The organism is Pseudomonas frederiksbergensis (genome assembly GCF_003732275.1).
GTDB classification, from domain to species: Bacteria; Pseudomonadota; Gammaproteobacteria; order Pseudomonadales; family Pseudomonadaceae; genus Aquipseudomonas; species Aquipseudomonas frederiksbergensis_H.
Genome location: NZ_MOBM01000040.1, coordinates 163,642 through 185,697, shown reverse-complemented (window position 1 = coordinate 185,697; position 22,056 = coordinate 163,642). Strand labels below are relative to the sequence as shown.

21 protein-coding genes and 2 pseudogenes are annotated in these 22,056 nt (G+C 57.2%); 16 read left to right on the top strand and 7 right to left on the bottom strand.

Features of this window, described 5'->3' with window-relative positions; genetic code table 11:
• Positions 1-204: 204 nt before the first annotated feature.
• Positions 205-1,023 (top strand): aldo/keto reductase, encoded by an 819-nt coding sequence (locus BK662_RS31925; protein ID WP_123360894.1) that lies wholly within the window; start codon positions 205-207, stop codon positions 1,021-1,023.
• Between the two features lie 229 nt (positions 1,024-1,252).
• On the opposite strand, the gene BK662_RS31920 is transcribed toward BK662_RS31925, so the two are convergent.
• A complete protein-coding gene (locus tag BK662_RS31920; RefSeq protein ID WP_123360893.1) occupies positions 1,253-3,073 on the bottom strand; it encodes a DAHL domain-containing sensor histidine kinase in 1,821 nt (606 codons plus the stop codon).
• A gap of 164 nt (positions 3,074-3,237) precedes the next feature.
• Positions 3,238-5,064, bottom strand: a complete 1,827-nt coding sequence (ftsH, locus tag BK662_RS31915) for an ATP-dependent zinc metalloprotease FtsH (RefSeq protein WP_123360892.1) — start codon at positions 5,062-5,064, stop codon at positions 3,238-3,240.
• A 320-nt stretch (positions 5,065-5,384) separates the two neighbouring features.
• Here ftsH and BK662_RS31910 point away from each other — a divergent pair, with 320 nt between their 5' ends.
• From BK662_RS31910 to BK662_RS31900, 3 genes and pseudogenes are all read left to right on the top strand, one after another.
• Positions 5,385-5,627 (top strand): hypothetical protein, encoded by a 243-nt coding sequence (locus BK662_RS31910; RefSeq protein WP_123360891.1) that lies wholly within the window; start codon positions 5,385-5,387, stop codon positions 5,625-5,627.
• A gap of 43 nt (positions 5,628-5,670) precedes the next feature.
• Entirely contained in the window at positions 5,671-6,909 is a 1,239-nt protein-coding gene (locus BK662_RS31905) for an MgtC/SapB family protein (RefSeq protein WP_123360890.1), read from the top strand.
• Positions 6,910-6,932: 23 nt separating this feature from the next.
• Positions 6,933-7,142: pseudogene (locus BK662_RS31900) on the top strand (hypothetical protein); the annotation flags it as partial.
• An 85-nt stretch (positions 7,143-7,227) separates the two neighbouring features.
• Here BK662_RS31900 and BK662_RS31895 read toward each other — a convergent pair.
• Positions 7,228-7,773 (bottom strand): Hsp20/alpha crystallin family protein, encoded by a 546-nt coding sequence (locus BK662_RS31895; RefSeq protein WP_123360889.1) that lies wholly within the window; start codon positions 7,771-7,773, stop codon positions 7,228-7,230.
• 145 nt (positions 7,774-7,918) lie between these two features.
• A complete protein-coding gene (locus BK662_RS31890) occupies positions 7,919-8,815 on the bottom strand; it encodes a DMT family transporter (protein WP_123360888.1) in 897 nt (298 codons plus the stop codon).
• 88 nt (positions 8,816-8,903) lie between these two features.
• Here BK662_RS31890 and BK662_RS31885 point away from each other — a divergent pair, with 88 nt between their 5' ends.
• Entirely contained in the window at positions 8,904-10,235 is a 1,332-nt protein-coding gene (locus BK662_RS31885; protein ID WP_123360887.1) for an aminotransferase-like domain-containing protein, read from the top strand.
• Here BK662_RS31885 and BK662_RS31880 read toward each other — a convergent pair.
• Positions 10,226-11,104: a LysR family transcriptional regulator gene (locus BK662_RS31880; protein WP_123360886.1), complete on the bottom strand. Its 879-nt coding sequence runs from the start codon at positions 11,102-11,104 to the stop codon at positions 10,226-10,228. The two genes, BK662_RS31885 and BK662_RS31880, sit on opposite strands and share 10 nt — an antisense overlap.
• Before the next feature lie 119 nt (positions 11,105-11,223).
• On the opposite strand from BK662_RS31880, the gene BK662_RS31875 reads away from it, so the two are divergent.
• From BK662_RS31875 to BK662_RS31840, 9 genes are all read left to right on the top strand, one after another.
• Positions 11,224-11,649, top strand: a complete 426-nt coding sequence (locus tag BK662_RS31875; RefSeq protein WP_008013629.1) for a VOC family protein — start codon at positions 11,224-11,226, stop codon at positions 11,647-11,649.
• A gap of 113 nt (positions 11,650-11,762) precedes the next feature.
• Positions 11,763-12,821, top strand: coding sequence for a cation:dicarboxylate symporter family transporter (locus BK662_RS31870; RefSeq protein ID WP_123360885.1), 1,059 nt, complete (start codon positions 11,763-11,765; stop codon positions 12,819-12,821).
• A 149-nt stretch (positions 12,822-12,970) separates the two neighbouring features.
• Entirely contained in the window at positions 12,971-13,351 is a 381-nt protein-coding gene (locus BK662_RS31865; protein ID WP_123360884.1) for a nuclear transport factor 2 family protein, read from the top strand.
• Between the two features lie 191 nt (positions 13,352-13,542).
• Positions 13,543-14,112 (top strand): YceI family protein, encoded by a 570-nt coding sequence (locus BK662_RS31860; protein WP_123360883.1) that lies wholly within the window; start codon positions 13,543-13,545, stop codon positions 14,110-14,112.
• 72 nt (positions 14,113-14,184) lie between these two features.
• Complete coding sequence (locus tag BK662_RS31855) at positions 14,185-14,895, top strand: GNAT family N-acetyltransferase (RefSeq protein ID WP_123360882.1); 711 nt, start codon at positions 14,185-14,187, stop codon at positions 14,893-14,895.
• Positions 14,896-15,215: 320 nt separating this feature from the next.
• The gene (gene mqo / locus BK662_RS31850; RefSeq protein ID WP_123360881.1) at positions 15,216-16,862 is read left to right on the top strand and encodes a malate dehydrogenase (quinone); all 1,647 of its coding nucleotides are present in this window, start codon (positions 15,216-15,218) and stop codon (positions 16,860-16,862) included.
• 402 nt (positions 16,863-17,264) lie between these two features.
• Entirely contained in the window at positions 17,265-17,459 is a 195-nt protein-coding gene (locus BK662_RS35655; protein WP_259695974.1) for a hypothetical protein, read from the top strand.
• The gene (locus tag BK662_RS35650) at positions 17,432-17,707 is read left to right on the top strand and encodes a PRC-barrel domain-containing protein (RefSeq protein ID WP_259695973.1); all 276 of its coding nucleotides are present in this window, start codon (positions 17,432-17,434) and stop codon (positions 17,705-17,707) included. The genes BK662_RS35655 and BK662_RS35650 overlap by 28 nt, the downstream gene beginning before the upstream one ends.
• Before the next feature lie 365 nt (positions 17,708-18,072).
• Positions 18,073-18,939, top strand: a complete 867-nt coding sequence (locus BK662_RS31840; protein WP_148057949.1) for a lipopolysaccharide kinase InaA family protein — start codon at positions 18,073-18,075, stop codon at positions 18,937-18,939.
• Between the two features lie 151 nt (positions 18,940-19,090).
• Here the strand turns inward: BK662_RS31840 and BK662_RS31835 are convergent, their stop codons facing one another.
• Together BK662_RS31835 and BK662_RS31830 are read right to left on the bottom strand one after the other, a co-directional pair.
• Positions 19,091-19,333 carry a hypothetical protein gene (locus BK662_RS31835; protein WP_123360879.1) on the bottom strand — a complete coding sequence of 81 codons (243 nt, stop codon included), beginning with the start codon at positions 19,331-19,333 and terminating at the stop codon, positions 19,091-19,093.
• A gap of 165 nt (positions 19,334-19,498) precedes the next feature.
• Entirely contained in the window at positions 19,499-20,554 is a 1,056-nt protein-coding gene (locus tag BK662_RS31830) for an alpha/beta hydrolase family protein (RefSeq protein WP_123360878.1), read from the bottom strand.
• 315 nt (positions 20,555-20,869) lie between these two features.
• Between BK662_RS31830 and BK662_RS35645 the strand changes: the two genes are divergently transcribed.
• Both BK662_RS35645 and BK662_RS31820 read left to right on the top strand, forming a co-directional pair.
• Positions 20,870-21,283, top strand: a complete 414-nt coding sequence (locus tag BK662_RS35645) for a hypothetical protein (protein WP_123360903.1) — start codon at positions 20,870-20,872, stop codon at positions 21,281-21,283.
• Between the two features lie 227 nt (positions 21,284-21,510).
• Positions 21,511-21,918 (top strand): annotated as a pseudogene (locus BK662_RS31820) (transposase); the annotation flags it as partial.
• Positions 21,919-22,056 lie beyond the last annotated feature (138 nt).

Below are 22,056 nucleotides of genomic sequence, written 5' to 3'. Positions count from 1 at the left end.
CACTAATTTCGACTGACACTCCCTCTTCGCGAGCAGGCTCGCTCCCACAGGTTGCGCACCTAAACTGACTGGCATTGGTCTTTGCCTATGATTGTTTTCAGCCGCAGAAAAATACTCACGCTGGCTGCTGGTGCTTCGGCAGTCTTCACCTTCGATCCGGCCTTTGCCGCATCGGCGCCGTCGACGGAAACAGGAGGCAAGAACATGCTGACCCGAGCCATTCCTTCCAGCAACGAGCCGTTACCCATGGTCGGGTTGGGCACCTATCGCGGCTTTGATGTCGCGCCTTCCGACGCGTCCTACAAGCAACTGCCCGCCGTGCTCATCGCGTTGTTTGAGAAAGGCGGCACGGTGATCGACAGCTCGCCCATGTACGGTCGCGCCGAGCAAACGACCGGTGAATTGCTGTCGATCCATCGGCCTCGTTCGCCTGCGTTTCTGGCTACCAAGGTCTGGACCCAGGGTCGCGAAGAAGGCATTGCGCAGATGGAGCAGTCGTTCAAGCTGTTACAGACCGACCGTATCGATCTGATGCAGATTCACAACCTGCTGGACTGGAAAACCCACCTGCCCACCCTGCGCCAATGGAAGGCAGAAGGGCGCATCCGCTACATCGGCATCACCCATTACACGGCGTCGGCCTACGACGAAGTGGAGGCCGTGTTGAAAGCCGAGCCGCTGGATTTTTTGCAGATCAACTATGCCCTGGACGACCGCGGCGTCGAGAAACGAATCCTGCCGCTGTGTCGCGAACGTGGCGTGGCAGTGATCTGCAATCGGCCTTTCGGCGGCGGTGGCTTGCTTGCTCGATTGAAAGGCAAACCGCTGCCGGGATGGGCCGCGCAAGTGGGGGTCAATAGCTGGGCACAACTGGCGCTCAAGTTCCTGCTGGCTCATCCGGCGGTGACTTGCGTCATCCCCGGCACGAGCAACCCGCGCTACATGGCGGAAAATGCCGGTGCCGGTTTCGGCCCGATGCTCACGGATGCGCAGCGTCAACAGTTGATGGCTCTGATTGGTTAGTCGCGTTGGCGGGACGACTAATGATAGTGAGTAAAACCACAATCCCTGTGGGAGCGGGCTTGTGTGGCGAGGGGGCTTGCCCCCGTTGGGTCGCGAAGCGGCCCCAAAACCTGCAATCGCGGTGTATCAGGTACACCGCATGCAATGGTTTTACGACTGCTACGCAGCCGAACGGGGCGATGCGGCGTTCCGCCCTCGCCACACAAGCCCGCTCCCACAGGTTCTGCGCTTAACTGACTGACATGCCAGCGGTCGGCAATACGTCAGCAGTCTCCAGCGGAATCTCCAGGGTGAAAACCGCTCCGTGGCCTGGTCCATCGCTGTGGACGCGAAGATGCCCGTTCATCTCTACCGCCGCGAGCGCGCAACTGTGCAGGCCAAAACCATGACCTTCCTTGCGGGTGGTGAAGCCGTGATTAAAAATGCGGGTCATGTTCTCGGCAGCGATGCCTTCGCCCTGATCCTCCACGCTGAGGCGCAGCGTTGCGTTATCGATAATCTTGACGCCCAGCGTCATATGGCGCTGACGGTCGCTGACCTTGGTCATCGCATACTTGGCATTGCTGATCAGGTTGATCAGGATCAACAGCAGTCGGTGTTTGTCGCCGATGATCGTCGGCGTGTCCTGGTAGTCCTTGGTGACTACGACATGGTGCCGACTCAACGCGCCGGAATTCATGCGTAACGCGTCCTCGAACAGATCGACGATGTTCAACGGCTCGACCAGCCTGGCGGCGCCGGCATAGGCCTGTTGCGTGGACACGATGTCCTTGATGTGATCGATGCTTTTGGTGAGTTGTGACAGTTCGTCAACGATGCTCGATTGCTCGGCCGCGATGGAGTCGACCAGTTGATTGAGATAAAGGGGAAGCAATTTGCCTTTCTCATCAAGCGTGATGAACTGCCCCAGATCTTCGGCATGTTCGTTCATCATTTTCACCGCTTTACCCAGGCCGAGGGTTTTGCTGGCCGCCAATTTGCGGGTAATCAAGTCTGCCGAGACGTTAACGCTGTTCAGCACATTGCCGACGTTGTGCAGCACATTGGTCGCGATCTCCGCCATGCCGGCCATCCGCGCGGCTTCCACCAGTTCGCGCTCGGCTTCCAGCAGTTCACGGGTGCGTTCTTCTACGCGTTGTTCCAGCCGTTCGTTTGCCGTTTGCAACTCACTGTTCATCTTGTTGATCAGGGCATAACTGCGAATCAGGCGGCCGGCCAGGTACAACAACAGCAGCGCCATGATGCCGGCGCATATCCCGAGATAAAGGTGATATTGGCGGTCTGTCGCGCCGGTGCGCCGTTGTGTCTCGTTCAATAACTCGTTGATGCTGTCCAGTTGCTGTGCGACCGGGATCACACTGATACGATCAACCAGGTCATTGACGATGGGCTGCTCTCGAACGATGGCGTTCACAGCGCCTACAAAGGCAGTGAAAGGCGGGCGCTGTTCCGGCGGTAGTTGATTGACATATTCATTTAGATCTTTCAGATGTTCGGAGATTTCCTCAGCCCTTTCGGTGGAGACATAGAGGGCGTATTCAAGGGTGTCCAACGTAACATCGAACACCAGTGAGGCCGCTGCAGGATGCTCCACCGGCTGTTTGTCATTGAAATCTTCCCGCAACGCCTGAATGTCATCTTCCAGTTCAGGCAGGGCATCGAGTGAAGTTCGCAGCACCGTGTTGTGCTGTTTGAATTGCTCAACCAGGCGGGTTTTGTTTTCCACCGCATCCAGATAACCCTGCCGTCGAGATTGCCAAAGGGTCGAAAGCGGGCTGGTAGCGTTGAGGTTGTCGAGCTGTTGCCATCGTTGCTCTGCTTCAGGATGCGCCACCAGAAGCAAATTGTTGTTTATGCCGATTTTGGCTCTCAGAACCTTCACGTTCCAATTGGCATCGAACTGCTTGAGTTGGCGAACGAAGTCGCGGGACTCGAAGTAGGTCGATGTGTCGTAGGAATATGATTTGATCAGCAAAAATATCAGTACGCTGAAAAGGGTAAGCGCAATGGCGCCCAAGGCAGTCCATTTGTAATGATTGGAAAGCTTCATTGCGGCATTCCTCCCTGGGCCATCCTGAGAGAGAGGTTTTGCCAACGGTTAATGATTTCCATTTTTGCGCTCCCTGCAAAATGGCGATAATCACCACATTGTTTGTAAGCCTAGCGTTGTTGGCGAACAGTGTCGGAAAAAACACTGAACGGGGATCAGTGGCGTCACAGCCGCGGTAATGCCGGGGGTGGCTTCAACGGCAGCAGAGGCGGGAATTCCTCGGGGGTGAGGGTTTCCTTTTCCAGCAACAGGCGGGCCCCCTCATCCAGGTCGGCCCGGCGACTCTCCAGCAATGCCTTGGCCCGTTGGTAGGCTTCATCGAGCAGGGCGCGGATACCCAGGTCGATTTCCCGGGCGGTCTGTTCCGAATAATCCTTCTCGCCCACCGTGGCCATGCGGTCTCCCAGGTACGTCGCGTTTTGCCGCTCCAGCACTGATTGTCCGAGTTCGGCGCTCATGCCGAACCGGGTGATCAGTTGGCGGGCGATATCAGTCGCACGACCCAGATCATCGGCGGCGCCGGTGGAGATCTGGCCATAGACAAGGTCTTCGGCAGCGCGCCCGGCCATCAGCACGACAATCCTGTCCTTGAGGGTCTGGCAACTGATCAGGAAGTGATCCTCGGTCGGTCGCTGCAGGGTATAGCCGAGCGAGCCGATGGCGCGGGGCACGATCGACACTTTATGCACCGGATCCATCGCCGGCAGTGTGCTGGCGGCCAAGGCATGCCCCATTTCGTGATAGGCCACGACCCGGCGCTCGTCGGGATCGAGCAGGCTGCTCTTGCGTTCGAGCCCCGCGATGAGGCGCTCTACCGCCGCGGTGAAATCGTTCATGCTGACCGATTCGGCGCCGCGTCGGGTGGCGACAATGGCCGCTTCGTTAACCAGATTGGCCAGGTCGGCGCCGGTGAAACCGGTGGTGATTTCGGCGATACGTGCGCCATCGAGCCCTGGCTCCACGGTGATTTTCTGCATATGAACCTTGAGGATCGCCTCCCGCCCTTTGCGATCGGGGCGGTCGATCAGAATCTGCCGGTCGAAGCGCCCGGCCCGCAACAACGCCGGGTCGAGGACCTCTGGCCGGTTGGTCGCGGCCAGCAACACGACGCCCTCACGGGGATCGAAGCCATCCAGCTCGGCCAGCAACTGGTTGAGGGTCTGTTCTTTTTCGTCATTGCCACCCAGCGTACCGACGCCGCGCATCTTGCCCAGCGCGTCGAGTTCATCGATGAAGATGATGCAGGGCGCCGCCTGCCGGGCCTGTTCGAACAGGTCGCGTACCCGGGCAGCACCGACCCCGACGAACATTTCGACGAACTCGGAGCCGGAGATCGAGAAAAACGGCACACCGGCTTCACCGGCGATGGCTTTGGCCACCAGGGTCTTGCCGGTGCCGGGCGGGCCGACCAGCAAGGTGCCCTTGGGAATGTGCGCGCCCAGGCGTGCGTATCGCTCCTTGTCCTTGAGAAAGGAGACGATTTCCACCAGCTCGGCCTTGGCTTCGTCGATGCCGGCGACATCGGCGAAGGTCACTCCGGTGTCGCGTTCGACAAACACCTTGGCCCGGGACTTACCGACATTCATCAGCCCGCCAAGGCCTTGTTTGTCCGCCATCCCGCGAAACAGGAAATTCCAGAACACCATGATCAGGACAAACGGCAACAACCAGCCCAACAGGCTGTTCATAAAGGTGTTTTCGGTGGTCCCGGTAAAACCGACGCCCGATTGAGAGAGTTCGGTCGCCAGCGCCGGATCGACCCGCACGGTGGAGAACCGGTCGCGTCCGTCGATGGGCTCTTGCAACTTGCCGCTGATCTGGTCCTTATCGACCCGCAAATCACTGACTTTTTGCTCGCTCAACAGTTGCAGAAATTGGCTGTACGGGAGGGGCTGCACCGTCTGGCGCTCGCCAAAGAATATCTGCATGAGGCTCAGCACGATAAAAGCGATCGCGAAGTAGGACAGGTTCCACTGGTCGTTCTTTTTCATGGCCTTGGCTCAGAGTGGGAACGTAGGGTCGTTTACAACGGGCCGCGACCGTCCGGTCAGGGTTGTTCTTCGTCCGGGCGCTGAAAAATCATTGAGTTACAGCAATCCTGTTTTTGTGGGCCTGCGGCCGACCCGTCTAATAAAGATAGACTGCTTCAGCTTTTCCCTCGCGGGTGGAGTCATCCAGTTAATGCCGGATGCCAGCAAATATTGACCATTATCAACGTCTCTTCCGTCATACCGGCGCAGGCTTGGAGGGTGTTGTGATTACACCGTAATGGCGTGTCAGGGAGACTCTCGAGGTTTAACGGAGGTTGTCTATGATCATTGATATCAAAGAGGAGCGGACAACCCATGGCTGGGTCGTGCAGATGGATGCCCTGAAAGTGAACTTCAACAGCCTGGACGCCGCGAAGGTATTTGTTGGCCAACTCAAGGCGCGTATCGAGGCGCCGCACGAATGGCCGATGACTACTGGCCCGGCGGCATTTGCGCGACCGACGCCTGACCACCGCATCACGTTTGCCACAGATCAAAAGGCTCGCACCGACCTCGTGAAATGACACGTCGGACCAGGATGGCAAGGCTTACCCGGACGGGAATCGCATGAACGACATCTTGGGCCTGGCAGGGGCGGCAGCAGCGCTGGGGATCGGCATGCTGATCGGCCTTGAACGTGAACGGCACAAGGGGCGGGGGGACAGTCGTGCCTGTGCCGGATTGCGCACGTTCGCGATCACCGCGTTGTTGGGTTATGTGGCGATGCAGGTCGGTGGTGGTCTGCTGGTGGGGATCATGGCGATCTGTCTGGCCGTGCTGGTCTCCGCGGCTTACTGGCGAAGCCTGGGCACTGATCCTGGCGTAACCAGTGAGGTGGCGTTATTCACGGTGTTGGTCCTGGGGGCGTTGTGTGGCACCGCGCCCGAGCTGGCCATCGCCATTGGTGTGGTGGTGGCGGGGCTGCTGACTTATCGCCAAAAGCTGCACCACTTTGCGCGCAGCCAATTGACCGAAGCGGAAATGCGCGACGGCCTGGTGCTGTTGGTCGCCGCGCTGGTGGTGTTGCCATTGGCGCCGGACCGCTTTATCGGCCCGTATGCCGCCATCAATCTACGCACCATTTGCACCCTGACCGTGTTGCTGATGGCAGTAGGGGCGATAGGGCATGTCGCCGTTCGTAACTTGGGCGTCCGTTACGGCTATACGGTCAGCGCCATCGCCTCCGGGTTTGCTTCCAGCATCGTGACCATCGCCAGCATGGGGCACCTTGCTACCAAGGAGCCAGACAACGTCAAAATCCTCAGCGCAGCCGCGATGTTGTCCAATCTGGCCACGGTCACTCAGGTCGGCTTGATCCTGGGGGCGGTCGACATCGGTCTGTTGCGGCACATGTGGGGACCGCTGTTGTGTGGCCTCGCCGCCACGGCGCTGTATGGCCTGGGCTTGATGTTTCCCAACCCTGCAAGCGGCACCCACCAACCGATCAAGGTCGGCGGTGCGTTCAACCTCAAGCTGGCGCTGGGCCTGGCGCTGGCCATGACCGGCATCACCTTCCTGTCATCAATGGTGCTCAGCCACTTCGGTGAAGTGGGCGTGATGGTCACGGCGACGCTCACTGGTTTTGCCGATGCCCATTCCTCGACGGCGTCCATTGCCTCCCTGGCCAAGGCCGGGCTGTTGCCATTCGACGCCATTGCCGAGCCCGTGCTGATCGCGGTCAGCAGTAACTCCCTGAGCAAATGCCTGGTGGCGTGGGTCAGCGGCGGGCGACGGTTCGCCGCGTATGTCATCCCCGGCCAGGTCTTGCTGACGCTGGCAATGTGGGCGGGCATCTTGCTGCACTGACGCGCATCCGAGCCCTATAGCCCGTCGACCTGTCCCATCTGGAGGCGTTGACCCAAGGGCTTAATGACCGGATTCTCGACCTGGCCTCGACGCTGGCCGAGTCCTGCGGCGCCACCTTGCACCTGCTCAACGTCGACGGGATCGATAGGTTCATCGGCAGTACGGCCGAAAGTGTGTTGAACCGGTCGCCCTCCAGTCTGACGATCGTCAAGCCATTGCCCCGGGTCGACTGACAGGTTCTGCCGGGCGCCCTCGCGACCAAAAAAAAGCCCCCGGCCGGTTTCCCGGCAAGGGGCTTTCTATTACGCGAACGGCGATTCAGCTTGATTTGATTTGCACCTTTTTGTCCGCGTTCATGGCTTCGGGCTTCTTCGGCAGCGAAATACTCAGCACGCCTTTGCTGAAATTCGCTTCGATCTTGTCGGTATCGACGCCTTTGGGCAGGCTGAATGCCCGCTGGAAGGAACCATAGTGCCGCTCTGACAGGTGATAGCCCTTTCTTTTTTCTTCCTTGTCCTCTTTCTTTTCACCCTTGATGATCAGATTGCCGTTGGACAATGTGATGTCGATATTATCCTGATCCATGCCAGGCAATTCAGCGGTGATTTCGAAGCTTTTCTCTTTCTCGGTGATGTCCACAGCCGGCAGGCTGCGACCGATAAAATCCCGACTCCAGAACGGTTCGACATCAAACAGCCCACGTCGGAAGGGTGTCAGCCCCGAGCCACGATTGAAGTCTTCGAACAGGTGATCGACCTGTTGGCGCAGTTTATCCAGCGGCCGCCAAGGGTCTGTCGCCATCGGTTGCTGACTGGTTTTTTCGTCGTCGGTATGCACCGGCATTTTTTTCTCGAAATTGGCCATTTCTCATTCCTCCTATCGAGTACTGCGGTGGGCCGGGAAACATCTCGGAGGCCGGTCCACCACGACAGATTCAGGCCTTACTTAAAAGGTTAGTATTCCTGCGGCCCTAAAGCCGACCAACAGTCGGTTTCTGGCCGTGAGCCGTCTATTTCGAGAATTTGCGCGCACCGACCACGCAAAGGATCACCGCAACGGTCACACCCAACATGCCAAGGCTGACTTGCTCATGCAGCAGCGTGGCCGCCAGCGCAAGGCCAAAAAACGGCTGTAGCAACTGAAGCTGACCGACGGCGGCAATTCCGCCCTGGGCCAACCCGCGGTACCAGAACACGAAGCCGATAAACATACTGAACAGCGAGACGTAAGCCAGGCTGAACCATGCAGTCGGGGTGATTCCCGAGAGCAAAGGCGGGGCCAGGAACCAGGTCAGCGGGATCATGATCGGCAGCGATAGCACCAAGGCCCAGGAAATCACCTGCCAGCCGCCTAGTGTTCTTGAAAGCTTCGCACCTTCTGCATAGCCCAATCCGCAGGCGAGGATGGCCAGCAACATCAGGATGTCCCCCGCAGGAGACGCGGTCAGGCCCTGGGAGACGGCAAACCCCACCACCAGCAGGCTTCCCAATACCGAGAAGAACCAGAAAACCGGCCGGGGACGCTCGCCACCGCGCCAGACCCCGAACGCTGCCGTGGCGAGTGGCAACAGGCCAACGAAGACGATGGAATGCGCAGACGTCACATATTGCAGCGCCAGCGCAGTCAGCAGCGGAAAGCCGAATACAACGCCCAGCGCCACGATTGCCAGGGAGAGAAGTTGACTCTTGGCCGGCCGCTTTTCGTTGAAAAGCAGCAACATGCACAGCGCCAGAATGGCCGCGATGCTGGCCCGCGCAACCGTCAAAAAGACCGGGTCAAATTCCAGAACGGCCACCCGCGTCGCAGGCAGCGAGCCGCTGAAAATGAGCACGCCGATGAACCCGTTGAGCCATCCGCTCGCGCCCTTTTCCGTGGTGTGGGTTTGCAGGTTCGATGTGCGTTCCATTGAGGACTCCCTTTATGCCGGTTGCATGGAAGGCATCGTATGGACGAAACTCAATACAATCAAAATATTGTCATGGATACACTTGCGCATGCCTCGTTCACGCTACAAATCACTGGTGGATGAATTTGCGGCGGATATCCGCTCCGGACGACTGTTGCCAGGCACGCGCTTGCCGACCCACCGCCAGTTGGCGGCAACGGAAGGCCTGGCGCTGGTGACGGCTAGCCGGGTTTATGCGGAGCTGGAAGCCATGGGCCTGGTCAGCGGGGAGATGGGGCGGGGGACGTTCGTCAGGGAAACGTCGTGGTCGCCGGGCCAGAGTATCGACCAGCATAGCGTTGCCGCTGGCATGACGGACCTGAACTTCAACTATCCGGCACTTCCCGGGCAGGCAGAATTGCTGCGAAATGCCCTGCGCCAGCTCGCGTCGGCCGGCGATCTGGAATCGCTGCTGCGCTATCAGCTACACGCGGGGCGCCTGCATGAACGCGCCTCTGTGGCGCGCCATCTGCGCGTCCGGGGTTTGACGGTCGAGGCGGAGCAGGTGCTGATCGTCACCGGTGCCCAGCAGGGGCTGGCCGTGACGATGATGGCGCTGTTGCAACCCGGTGACGTGATTGCGGCGGACGCGTTGACCTATTCAGGATTCAAGGTCCTGGCCGATTCACTGCACCTTGAAATCGTGCCCATTCCGGTGCTCGATCATGGGCCTGATCTGGAGGCGCTGGAAAGCCTGTGCCGGCATAGACGCGTGCGGGCCGTGTATACGATGCCGACCCTGCACAACCCGCTGGGGTGGGTGATGAGTGCCGATCAACGCGACGACCTGGTGACGATTGCGCGCCGGCATGGGCTGCTGATCATCGAGGACGGCGCTTACGCCTTCCTGGCGGAAAGTCCCCCCGCACCGCTGGCGGTACTCGCCCCCGAGAGGACGATTTACGTGTCAGGGCTGTCCAAGAGTGTGGCCACTGGATTGCGCGTCGGCTTCGTCGTCGCCCCCCTTCAACACGTGCCCGTGCTGGAGCGCACGATCAAAGCGACCACCTGGAATACCCCTGGCGTGATGACGGCGATCGCCACTGCATGGCTCGACGACGGCACCGTCATGCAACTGGAAGCTGAAAAGCGCCAGGACGCGCAAGCCAGGCAAGTCGTGGCCGGCGAAGTACTGACGGGGCTGCGCTGCATTCGCCATCCATCGTCGTATTTTCTTTGGCTGCCGTTGTCGGAAGACGCAAGGGCCGACCAGATCGCCATGGCGTTGATGCGCGAAAACGTCTCGGTTTCCACCGCCGAACCGTTTGCCACTTCGGCCAACGTTCCGCATGCGTTTCGCCTGGCGCTGGGCTCGGTGGAGATGGGCGCATTGAGGGAGGCGCTGGAAAAAGTGAAGTGGATGATTGGGGCTTATTCGTAACCGCTCTGAACCTGCTCAACGATCAGTTGGGCCAGTACCCGTACCGGTTCGGTAAAACTTTGCCGAGCCCGATGGACGAGGCCAATATCGCGATGGAACGTGTGTTGCCCCAGATCCAACGCGCGCACCCCGGCGGGCCAGTCCTGATGGGTCGCCGTCTGCGGCACCAGCGCTACACCGACGCCATTTTCAACCAGCTTGATAATGGCCTGCAGTTCATCCAGCTCGCACACTTCCCGCAAGGTGAAATGCATCTGCCGCAAGAAACGATCGACCTGCCTGCCGCCGAACGATGATCGGTCATAGCGAATGAAGGGTTGGCTGGAAAGCAGTGCTGACCAGTCTTCTCCGGGCACATCGCGCGGAACGATCAGCCGGTAGGGCTCAAGGGCCAGGGTCGTCCAGCGCAGATCGCTTTGCAGCGAGAAGGGCGGGCGAATGATCACCGCCATGTCGATCTCGCCGGCATCCACCAGGTTGACCAACTCCATCGACAGTCCCGGGATCACACGGGTTCGGCATTGCGGACATTGTTGATGAAATTGGGCGAGCGCGTCCGGCAAGAACGAGCGCTGCACGGAAGCGATGGCGCCGATGTTTACCAACACGCTGGCTGGGAGCCCAACCGTGGTGGACCCCAGGTTGTCATAAAGGCGAAGTAGCTCCTGCGCCTGCAGAAGTATCTGATGCCCCATCCTGTTCAAGTGAGCCGAGCGGCCCTTGCGGTCGAAAATCTGGAAACCCAGCTCGGCCTCCAGACGTTGCATCTGGGCGCTCACGGCGGCCTGGGTCAGCCCGATCCTGTTCCCGGCAGCGGCAAAGGTGCCTTCCCGCGCGACGGCGATAAGTGTTTTCAGTTCTTTGATCATTCACAAATATTAATTGTGTTTCTAAGAAATATATATTGATTTTTTTGCTTGGTCTGCGGCTCTACGATTGGCTCCGTAATCAAAAACAAAACCGATAAAACACCTTGATTGGAGTTCCGATGAGCCTTTCTCCTTTTCACCTGGCGATCCCTGTTTATGATCTCGCGGCGGCACGTACCTTTTACGGTGAAGTGTTCGGGCTGCAAGAAGGTCGCTCCAGCACGCAGTGGGTCGACTTTGATTTCTATGGTCACCAACTGGTTATCCATGAGCACCCAAAAACTGCTTCCCAGGAGAGCGTGCATAGCAATCCGGTAGACGGGCACGACGTCCCTGTTCCGCACTTCGGCATCATCCTGGAGTGGCAGCAGTGGGAAGCCCTGGCCGAGCGGCTGAAGTCCTTTGGTACCGAGTTTGTGATTGAACCCTACATTCGATTCAAGGGGCAGGTCGGCGAACAAGCCACCATGTTCCTGTTCGATCCGTGTGGCAACGCACTTGAGTTCAAGGCGTTCAAGGATATGAGCCAGCTCTTCGCCAAGTAATAAAAGCAATGGCACAACCTTGTTGTGCCATTCGAATTCAAATGAGCTGGAAGCTCATGACTCTAGCAACTGCTACGTAACGCAGTCCTTTCATTCCAACAAGAAGGCTAGACATGAAACGTATCCCTTTGGTTTGGCAAATAGTTGCCGGGCTGTTGCTTGGCGTGCTCGTCGGTTGGTACTTCAATACACACCCGCAATATCAAGGCTGGATCAGTTCTGAAATCCTCAAACCCCTTGGCGATATCTTCATCAAGATGATGAAGATGGTCGTTGTTCCCATTGTCTTCTGTTGCATGATCCTAGGTATTGCCGGCGGCGGTGATAACAAGTCTTTTGGGCGCATGGGCATCAAGTCGCTGGGGTATTTCTTCGCGATTACCGGTCTGGCCATAGTGATAGGGCTGTGTTTCGCCAATATTTTCGAGCCCGGCACGGGCACTGATATTTCGGGCATTTCCCACAGCACCGCTTCGGTCAACATGGAGCCTTCGAAGGGCGCTCTCGTCATCCTGCAGAACATCGTTCCCGATAACGTTTTTGTTGCGATGTCGGAAGCGAAGTTGCTCTCGGTGCTGTTCTTTGCCGTGCTGTTTGGTCTGGCATTGAACTCCCTCCCCAGAGAAAAAAGCGCACCAGTGGTGGCGGTGGTTCAAGGCATCTCTGATGCCCTGATCAAGTATTTCCGTAATGAGCTGATTCTGGCGTTCTCCAGCGCCGCATCGGCATCGGTCATGCCGCAGCTGATGAGCAAGCTGGAACACTATGGCGTGCCGCGTCGTATCGTCAGTTTTGTGGTGCCGGTGGGGTATGCATTCAACCTGGATGGCGCGTCGATCTTCCTCGGCGTGGCGACGATTTTTGTCGCGCAACTCTATGGGATCGACCTGTCGCTGTCCCAGCAGATACTGCTGGTGGTGACGATGGTGCTGACGTCTAAAGGGGCCGCCGGGGTTCCCGGCTTCGCCATCATCATCCTGTCCGCCACCTTGGCATCGGCCGGTCTTCCATTGGAAGGGGTCGCGCTGATTGCCGGCATCTTCCGGATTATCGACAGCGGTACCACCACTCTGAACGTGCTGGGCAATGCGATTGCGCCCCTGGTCATCGCCAAGTGGGAAAAGGTCAGCATTGAGCCTTCGGGAGTTGCCCGAGTGGTGCAGAAAACCTAATGCCAGTCAGTTAAGCGCAAATCCCTGTGGGAGCGGGCTTGCTCGCGAAGGCGTCATAACATTCAACATCTATGTCGACTGTCAATCCGCTTTCGCGAGCAAGCCCGCTCCCACAGGTTCCACACCCGTTACTTATCAGGAGTCATGCAATGAGCAGTCCTACTTACGTTCAGGAATACAACGCGATTGTCGATGTGCTTAACCAGTACAACGAAGGTGGCGCGAAGGCCGACAGCGCACTGATGAAGCCCGCGTTCAACGAGCAGGCCACGATGTTTGGTGTCGATGGCGACAAGCTCGTCGGCGGCGCGATCCAGAATCTCTACGACGTCATCGACAACGTGTTCCGTCCATCCCCGGAAGCCAAAGCCGCCATCGTGCGCATCGACATCGTCGGCACGGCTGCCAGTGCGCGGGTCGATACCGACAACGTCTCGGGGTTGCGCTTCACCGACTTCTTCAACCTGCTGAAGGTAGAAGGCAAATGGACCATCGTCAGCAAGATTTACCATACCCATCCGAGCGTCTGATCCCTCGGGTGGGTGACGCTACCGTTTGAAAAAACCAGGAAAGTCCTCAACGCCGAGGACTTTCCAATCAATGTGAGCCTCGACAGATCACATTTATCCCCGCACCTAGCGTAACCGGTGATTATTTGCTTAAGTCCACTGACACACCTGTGCGGTGATTGAATCCCAAGGCGCTTCAACCGGAGAATCCCATGACCCCTCGATTCCCGCGTTTCGCCGCATTGCTCGCCATCCTCCTGGTCGGCACCTTGCCCTGCGCCCACGCCGTCGAATACACCCAGGTGAACACCACCGCCAGCAAGATCTCGTTCACCTATAACCAGTTCGGCTCCAGGGCGTACGGCACCTTCGGCAAGTTCGACGCCACGCTCGATTTTGACACGGCGAACCCCACCGCGGCCCACGCCAAGCTGACCATCGACCTTGCCAGCATCGACGCCGGGGGCAGCGATGCCAACAGCGAGCTGCAAAAGCCTGCCTGGTTCAATACGGCGGACTATCCGGTGGCGACCTTTGAATCGACCGGGGTGAAAGCACTGGGCAATCACCGTTACCTGATCACCGGCAACCTCACGCTCAGGGGCATGACGCGCGAGTTGCAGGTGAAGGTGCTGCTGAAACCGGAACATGCCATCGGGGTCTTCGATGGCGACATCATTGTTAAACGCAGAGACTTCAAGATCGGCGAAGGGGAGTGGGGCGACACGGTTGTCTCCAACGACATCAACATCCGCTTCCGCATCGTCGCGCCCGAGCGGTGATTTTCCTGTAAGGGGCTCGATCTGTGACAATAGCGGGGCTGATGCTCAGCTTAATCCGGAGTCAGAAACGTAATGCCCAAGCTCACCCACTTTGCCACGCCATGCCCAGAGCCCATCAACAGCCAGATTCTGCAGATGGTCGTCGACAATTTAACCGACATCAGCATGGTGGGCATCGCGCCGAGCAACCCGTTGTACAACGTCTATCAATACACGGTGGGCTACGAGGTTCATCTCTACCTCGAAGCGCTCAGCGGCGCCAAAGGCATTGCTGTCGAACTGATCGTTGCAACGGATGACGAAGACCCCGAGACGGTCATCGGCTTTCTGCTGTACCTGCCGGTCAAGGACGATCCCCAGGCGTGCGGCGTGGCGTACATGGCGGTGCAGGCCAGCCATCGGCGGCGGGGCGTCGCCCGGGCGATGCTGCAAGACATGCTCGGCCGCTACCCGCATGCCGAACTGACCTGCACCGTCGCCAAGGTGCCCTGGTTCGAATCGATGGGCTTCCAGGTGCTGGGCGTGCGCGGCACTCAGGTACTGATGAACACCCGTGATCACGGCACCGAAGGCTTGATGGGCTTGCTGGATGTCGCATCGATCTACAGTTCTTTGGAGGTGCGGCAGATACATACGTATCTGCTGCAGAAACACGGCAAGCGGGCGATGATCGATGCGGAGAAGCAGCGCGACCGGCATCTCGACCAGATGACGCGCAACGCCAAGGCATTTGTGCTGGAACGTTTGAGCAAAGACGCCGTGCGCGGGCCTCGTCCCGTCTAGACTGTTGAGTCCTTTCGGGCACGCAGGCTGGTCGAGGCGTGATATTCTGTCGCATTAACTTGGTTTGACTTATTCGGTTCGTACGTCTACAGACGTCCGACAGAATCAATGTCGCTCAAGTAGCTGAGCCAATAACGATAAGAAGTCAGTGCACGAGGGACATATAACTGAGGTCGATGGAGTCACGTCGGCCTTGTGTGCCCACCTTCAAATCCTTGTAGATGCAGGAACCCACGGCACGCTGCCTGCGTACCCGTACACCTGGGTTGCTCATGATATCGAGGATTGGAGGCGGATGGCGTTTATCATAGGTGCTACAGATGTTTAAGAAACTGAACACAGCCCTGCTGGGGCTGGCTTTGTCGATGGGGATCACGTCCGCCTACGCGGAAGAGGCAAAGAAAGTCGATGTGCTGCTCATTGGCGGCGGCATCATGAGTGCAACGCTGGGTGTCTGGCTCAATGAGCTGGAACCCGACTTGTCGATGGAAATGGTCGAGCGCCTCGACGGCGTCGCCCAGGAAAGCTCCAACGGCTGGAACAACGCCGGTACCGGTCACTCCGCCCTGGCCGAGTTGAACTACACCCCGGAAGACGACAAGGGCAACGTCCAGATCGCGAAAGCCGTTGAAATCAACGAAGCCTTCCAGATCTCTCGTCAGTTCTGGGCCTGGCAAGTTCAGCAAGGCGTGCTGAAGAACCCGCGTTCGTTCATCAACTCCACTCCGCACATGAGCTTTGTGTGGGGCGATGACAACATCAAGTTCCTGAAGAAACGCTACGAAGCCCTGCAAGCGAGCCCGCTGTTCGCCGGCATGCAGTACTCCGAAGACCCGGCTGTGATCAAGAAGTGGGTTCCGCTGATGATGGAAGGGCGTGACCCGAACCAGAAAGTCGCGGCCACCTGGAGCCCGATCGGCACCGACATGAACTTTGGCGAGATCACCCGCCAGTTCGTCGCGCACCTGCAAACCACGCCGAAGTTCGACTTGAAACTGTCTAGCGAAGTGCAAGACATCACCAAGAACGAAGACGGCACCTGGCGCGTCAGCTACAAAAACCTGAAAGACGGCACCAAAACCGAAACCGACGCCAAGTTCGTCTTCATCGGCGCGGGCGGCGGTGCATTGCACCTGCTGCAGAAATCCGGCATTCCTGAAGCCCAGGAATACGCAGGCTTCCCGGTTGGCGGCTCGTTCCTCGTGACCGAAAACCCGACCATTGCCGAGCAACACCTGGCCAAGGCCTACGGCAAAGCCTCCGTTGGCGCACCGCCAATGTCGGTTCCGCACCTGGACACCCGTGTTCTGGACGGCAAGCGCGTCATCCTGTTTGGCCCATTCGCGACCTTCAGCACCAAGTTCCTGAAAGAAGGCTCGTACCTGGACCTGCTGACCACCACGACCACGCACAACGTGTGGCCAATGACCAAGGTCGGCATCAAGGAATACCCGCTGGTCGAGTACCTTGCAGGCCAACTGATGCTGTCTGACGAAGACCGCATGAATGCCCTGAAAGAATACTTCCCGAACGCCAAAGCCGAAGACTGGCGCCTGTGGCAAGCCGGCCAACGCGTGCAAATCATCAAGCGTGATGAAGCGGCTGGTGGCGTGCTGAAGTTGGGTACCGAGATTGTTGCTTCTGCTGACGGCACCATTGCTGGTCTGCTGGGCGCATCGCCAGGCGCATCGACTGCTGCACCGATCATGCTGACCGTGCTGCAGAAAGTGTTCAAGGACAAGGTTGCCTCGCCAGCCTGGCAGGAAAAGCTGCATCAGATCGTGCCGAGCTATGGCACTCAGCTGAACAGCAGCCCTGAGAAAGTGGCTCAAGAGTGGGCTTATACCGCTAAAGTGCTTGAGCTGACTCCGCCGCCGACGATTGGTCAGGTGGTGGCTCCGGCTGCTGCTCCGGCCGCTCCGGCCAAGGCGCCGAAGGCTAATGCTGCGACTGATATGGCTCTGTAACTAGAGGCCTTGTAAAAAGCCCACTGAACCGGTGACGGTCAGTGGGCTTTTTTTTCAAGTAAATTCGCTTCGCTGACTGAGGCCGGCCATTAGTAGCGGCCTAATCTTCATCATTTTATAAAGATATATGAAGGCCCAAGATTTAGTTGCGGTTAAAGGAATCACTTTATTCAGGCAACTATAATACCGATCTAGTAAATGCCAATAAAAAAACCCCAAGCATCCCACCTGGATAGCAGACTAATTAAAAGCTGATTAACTGTTTTTAACTCCAACTTGCCATTCGTCGTCATGCAGAAAAAAAATCTAACTTTTTTCAAAATTGGCGACTCCCACCAATACAGCCATCACGGCGGTGAATACCTATTCTGATTGATTGACGCTTGCTGATAGGAGATTGTAATGAACTACGAAGATCGCGATACCTATGGCATATACAAAACGAACCTCCTACGAGATGCTGGCTCTGAGGAGCAGGGGCCTGACCCCGACCTGATGGGGGCAGACACACTCATTGGAAACGAGTTTATAACCATAATGAAGAAAACTTGGGAGATATTAAGGAAATCATGCTGGATGTTCGCAACGGTAGAGTGAGTTATGCCGTTCTATCCTTTGGTGGCTTTCTTGGCATGGGAGAAAAACTATTTGCAGTACCTTGGAATGCATTGACACTGGATACAGTAAACAAGCGCTTCGTACTAAACGTAGAGAAAGAGCGCTTGGAAAATGCACCAGGTTTTGACAAGGACAACTGGCCTAATATGGCCGATAAGTCTTGGGCAACAGAAATCCATTCTTTCTATGGAACTAAACCCTTCGATTACGATACTGTCCGGAGATAAATTATCGACAAGAGCTATTGAAAGAAAAATGATACGCGCCGAGCAAACAGCGATATGTCAAGGCTGGTCGTTGGGGTGCCAAACCCTAAGGCGCGCATTGCGATGAAAAAAGGTCTGTCGTGCCGAATTAAAGGCTAGGCCCCAGCCGCCTCGTATTCGCAGTGCAGTATCTGAATTCGCCCATATCAGAACAGCCAAACCGAGTTTCTACTGCAGCACAAAGGCCAGCTCCCGGTTGGGTGCGGAGATGTGTCAGGCACATCATCGTAGGTAGACCTCCACTCGTTACAGGGAGTCCCAGCCCAACGGAGGATTACTAATATAAAAATCTTGATACAATTGCCCGAATTTTGGCGCTATGCGCCGTGTCGAAAGAAGACAGATGTCCTGTGCAATCGCTTAAAACCGTCAGATCCGCTTTTCCCTTCTGCCATCAAATCGCTAAGGCGACCTTGAATTTCTCGCACCCCCCGAGCGTAGCGGTCCTCGATTCCATCGGTACGTTTATAGAACCGCATTACCGGGACCGCCCCAACCGCATCAGACAAATCGTGGGTGATGGCGAATGCCAGTTCTTCATGAAGGTTCAACGTGTCAAGACGCTGCCAAAGAAATTCCGCATAGCGCTGGGACGCCCAAAGCGCTCAGGCAGGTTCGACTGGCCTATCGAGGAGCTGTTGAACACGATCATAGCCGCAGAACGCGGCGTTGAGACCGCCCGCATCGTGGGCTTCGGGGTGGTCAAGCCGAGGTTCGGTATTATCCAGCAGTTCGTGCTGTTGACAGAATTCCTCGAGAGACACTCGAATGGTTTGCAATGGCTGCAGAAGCACCCTGAGCGGGTGGTTGAGTTCATTAAAGGGTGCATGAACCTCATTGTCGACATGCACAAGCGTGGCCTGATTCACCTCGACCTATGGGTGGCGAACATCATGGTGCCTGAAAAGCAGTGGCGTACTCTGCGGGTCATCGATATGGAGAATGTTTTCACCCGCCCATCGGGTTTCACCTCCGAAACCTTGGGTTTTCAGCTGGGTTTTCTCTATCACAAAGAAATGCACCATTTCATCGACGAAGCGTTGTATGACGGTTTGGTCGTCGAGTTTCTGCGTGAGTGCGTGGACATCGATAGCGCTGCGTTCGCGCGGATTTACACGGCGAGCAAGCACAACAAGTTCAGTCATAAGAAACGCCGCAAGATTTTTCTCGAAGGCGAGCTGGAGATCTCCTGAATACGCTGGGGGACAGCCTTTGACAACAAAGGCCATTGCAGCATTGCGCACCATCACGACTAAGGCTTTGCAACCGAATCCAATCACACCGTCAGCGAGACGGGGTAAACCACACAGGCCGGGCGACCGGCCTGCCCATCCTCACCTATTGCTAAAGGTGTTTCTGCTCAATGATCGCTTGAGCCATTTTGTCCAGTTCTTCATGAGCTACAAGCTCATCAGTCCAGCGCCCAGCCACCTCTTGGTAGTGCTCGACCGCTTTGGGGCTATCACCCTCTGGATGGCGAATAGGTCCGATAAACGCCACCGAAGGTGGACCGTTCTTTTGCGGGCCAAACGTGATCCAGACTTTTGGATCGTTCTCCGGGTAGCCGTATGAATCCCAATGAGTCATATCGATTCTCCTAGATCCGGCCGTATGCCGGGCCATCAACAAATAGCCCACAAACTCACTTCACGCCAGCTGGCGAAGCAAGTGCCGCTACGGGAAAACGAAGTCGCGCAAGGATTTACCACTCGCGATGAAGTCTTGTCTGCCGGTAGTTCTCGTACCACGAGTTTACAAACTGTCTTCTTCTTCGTAGATAGAGGACTGAAGAAACTCCGCTATCAGCGATGTAATCTGCTGTTGAATCACCCCGCGCGGGCGAGCGCTGTCGCCATCCCGGCAAATGATGCCATCGCCTGGTACGTCTTCTTCAAGCATTAGCTCCGCGCCAGGTTTGCACACCGACGAGAAGCTGAAATGGCTGGCGTCGCTGATTTCGACGTAACGGCTTGACGCCGCCGGCAGGCGTTTGGCCAAGTTGGCAGACTCCAGCTCAGCGGGAAGCTCGCGCGACGGTACGCCGGCAGCGATCACCAGCGCTGGTACCGGCAGCGCGGCCAGGCTTTCATCGGTCAGACCCCGTGAAAGGCCCAGGTCCAATGTAATCACTGCAGTGACGCGTTTATCGCGCAAATCGGCGGCCAATGCGGCCTTTGATTCTGAGGTGCTTGCGGGGTTTATCTTTTCATAGACGGTGCAACTTGATAACTGCGGGTGGGCTTTGCAGTCACGGGCGAAGCGGTCTGGATCGAAACGAGCACCGGCGATCTCCAGGGCGGTCCAGCCGCCGAGTGAATGGCCCACTACTGCAATTCGGTCATTGGCGACCAAGCCGAATTTTTCAGGTTGAGTCGTGACCTTATCAATGGCTCGGCGCACATCAACGGGCCGCTGCCACAATTGCGCCGCTGCTTGAGGGCTACGGTCGTGGGTCGTGGTGCCAGGGTGATTGATTGCGGCGACGATGTAACCCCTATGAGCCAGAGCACTGGCAAGCCAGATCTGGTTGCTCCAGTTACCTCTGTACCCGTGGGAGAGCACCAACAATGGATGCTTGCCAGCCGCGGGCGGCGCATTACGAACGGCAGAAGCACCGACAAACACCGCATCATCGCCGATCAGTTGCGTGGCTGCGGTAGTTGCACTGGGGTACCAAACGACCAACTCCAGTGAGCGGTCATTGTGCGAGTCCGGCAGTGTGGAAGATTGGAAGCCGACAGGGTTCTCGTCAGCGAGTGCGAGAGTCGTCAGCCAGGTCAACAATAGGGCGCCGAAAGCTATTTTCAATGTCGTTTCTTCCTTGATTAGATAAGTGCATAGCAACCTGGACCCGCCGTTAGGCGCATCCACCTTCGTACGGAATCGAAGCTAATGTGGCTGCCTATAAGCACGGACATTAAAGCCCACATTCGAATCGCGGTCTTTAGTGAGAGGCCCGAACGTCCGCTTTTTGTTTGGCTATTTAAGCAGCGGCTCCTTAGAACTTTTCCCTATTTATCTGTCTATGTGGATAGGCACATTCGCTCGGTAAGCGCGAACCCGCAGGCTTCCCGCAACCAGATGGTTACCCGTCCAATTGTCAATCAGAGGTTGTCTTCGCTCATGAAATTTCATGACCCACGGATGGTGCTCTTCAGCCTGTTCGCGTTCGCGGCAATGGGCTCGGCATCAGCAACACAGATGAAGACATCAACCCCTGTTTTCGCAACTGAAGTCACTGCCGTTCAGGCTCCTGTCGAGGCGGCTGGCAACCCTTGGCCGACCTTGGCCAGTATGGCCGGCAAGGAGTCAGGGACGTTGCTTGCCCATGACGACCGATACTGGCATGACCACCGTCGGCACGATCGTAGAGATGATTGGCGCCGAGACGACTGGCGTAGAGATAATTGGCGTAGAGATAACTGGGGTAGAGAGCAAGCCCGCCGAGAAGCGGAGCGCCATCGTGACTGGGAGCGCCACCAGGATCGGGTCATGCGGCACCGCTACGAGGACAATCGCGACTACTATCGTCGCTAGCGCGAGCCAAGGAAATGTTCGGCTGGCCGGATTAGATCAGGTCGCGGCAGGAGTGGCAGGGTAACTGCCATCCCTGCCGCGACCCGATTGCAGTCTTCGTGACAGACAGCAATCGACCGATTCTGTTGAAAAAGTAGCTCCCCTGTCTGGCCTGCGGCAAAATCTCTGCATTGGCCAGCAGGGAAGCGCACAGCATGATGGGACAGTTATCGAGTGGGCAGGATTGACTGTTTTACTCGTTCAACCTTGAAGATCACATCCCAGCCAATCACCTTCTGCGCAGCATTGACCAGTGTCTCGATCTGAGCGACCTGCGCCATTACCTCGCCGATTTTTATAGCCCGATCGGGCGTCCGTCGATTGACCCTGAACTGATGATCCGCATGCTGATCGTGGGCTATTGCTACGGCATTCGCTCAGAGCGGCGGTTGTGCGAAGAGGCCCATTTGAACCTGGCGTATCGTTGGTTCTGCCGGTTGAGCCTTGAAGATGAAGTCCCCAACCACTCGACCTTTTCCCAAAGTCGACACGGCCGTTTTCGGGACAGCAATCTGTTTCGCTGGTTGTTCAACAAGGTGCTGCGTCGTTGCACGGACGCCAGCGTCATCAAAGCGGATGCGAGTCGGCAGCGCGGCGCTTTCTGCTCTGCGTGAAGTGCAGCAACAGATCATGCTTAGATGTTGGAGTGGTTAAAAAATGATACCGGTTGCGACGACCGTTGCAGCAGGAACTTCAGGGTATTGGCCAGGTCAATAGCGGCCCTATTTCGGAAA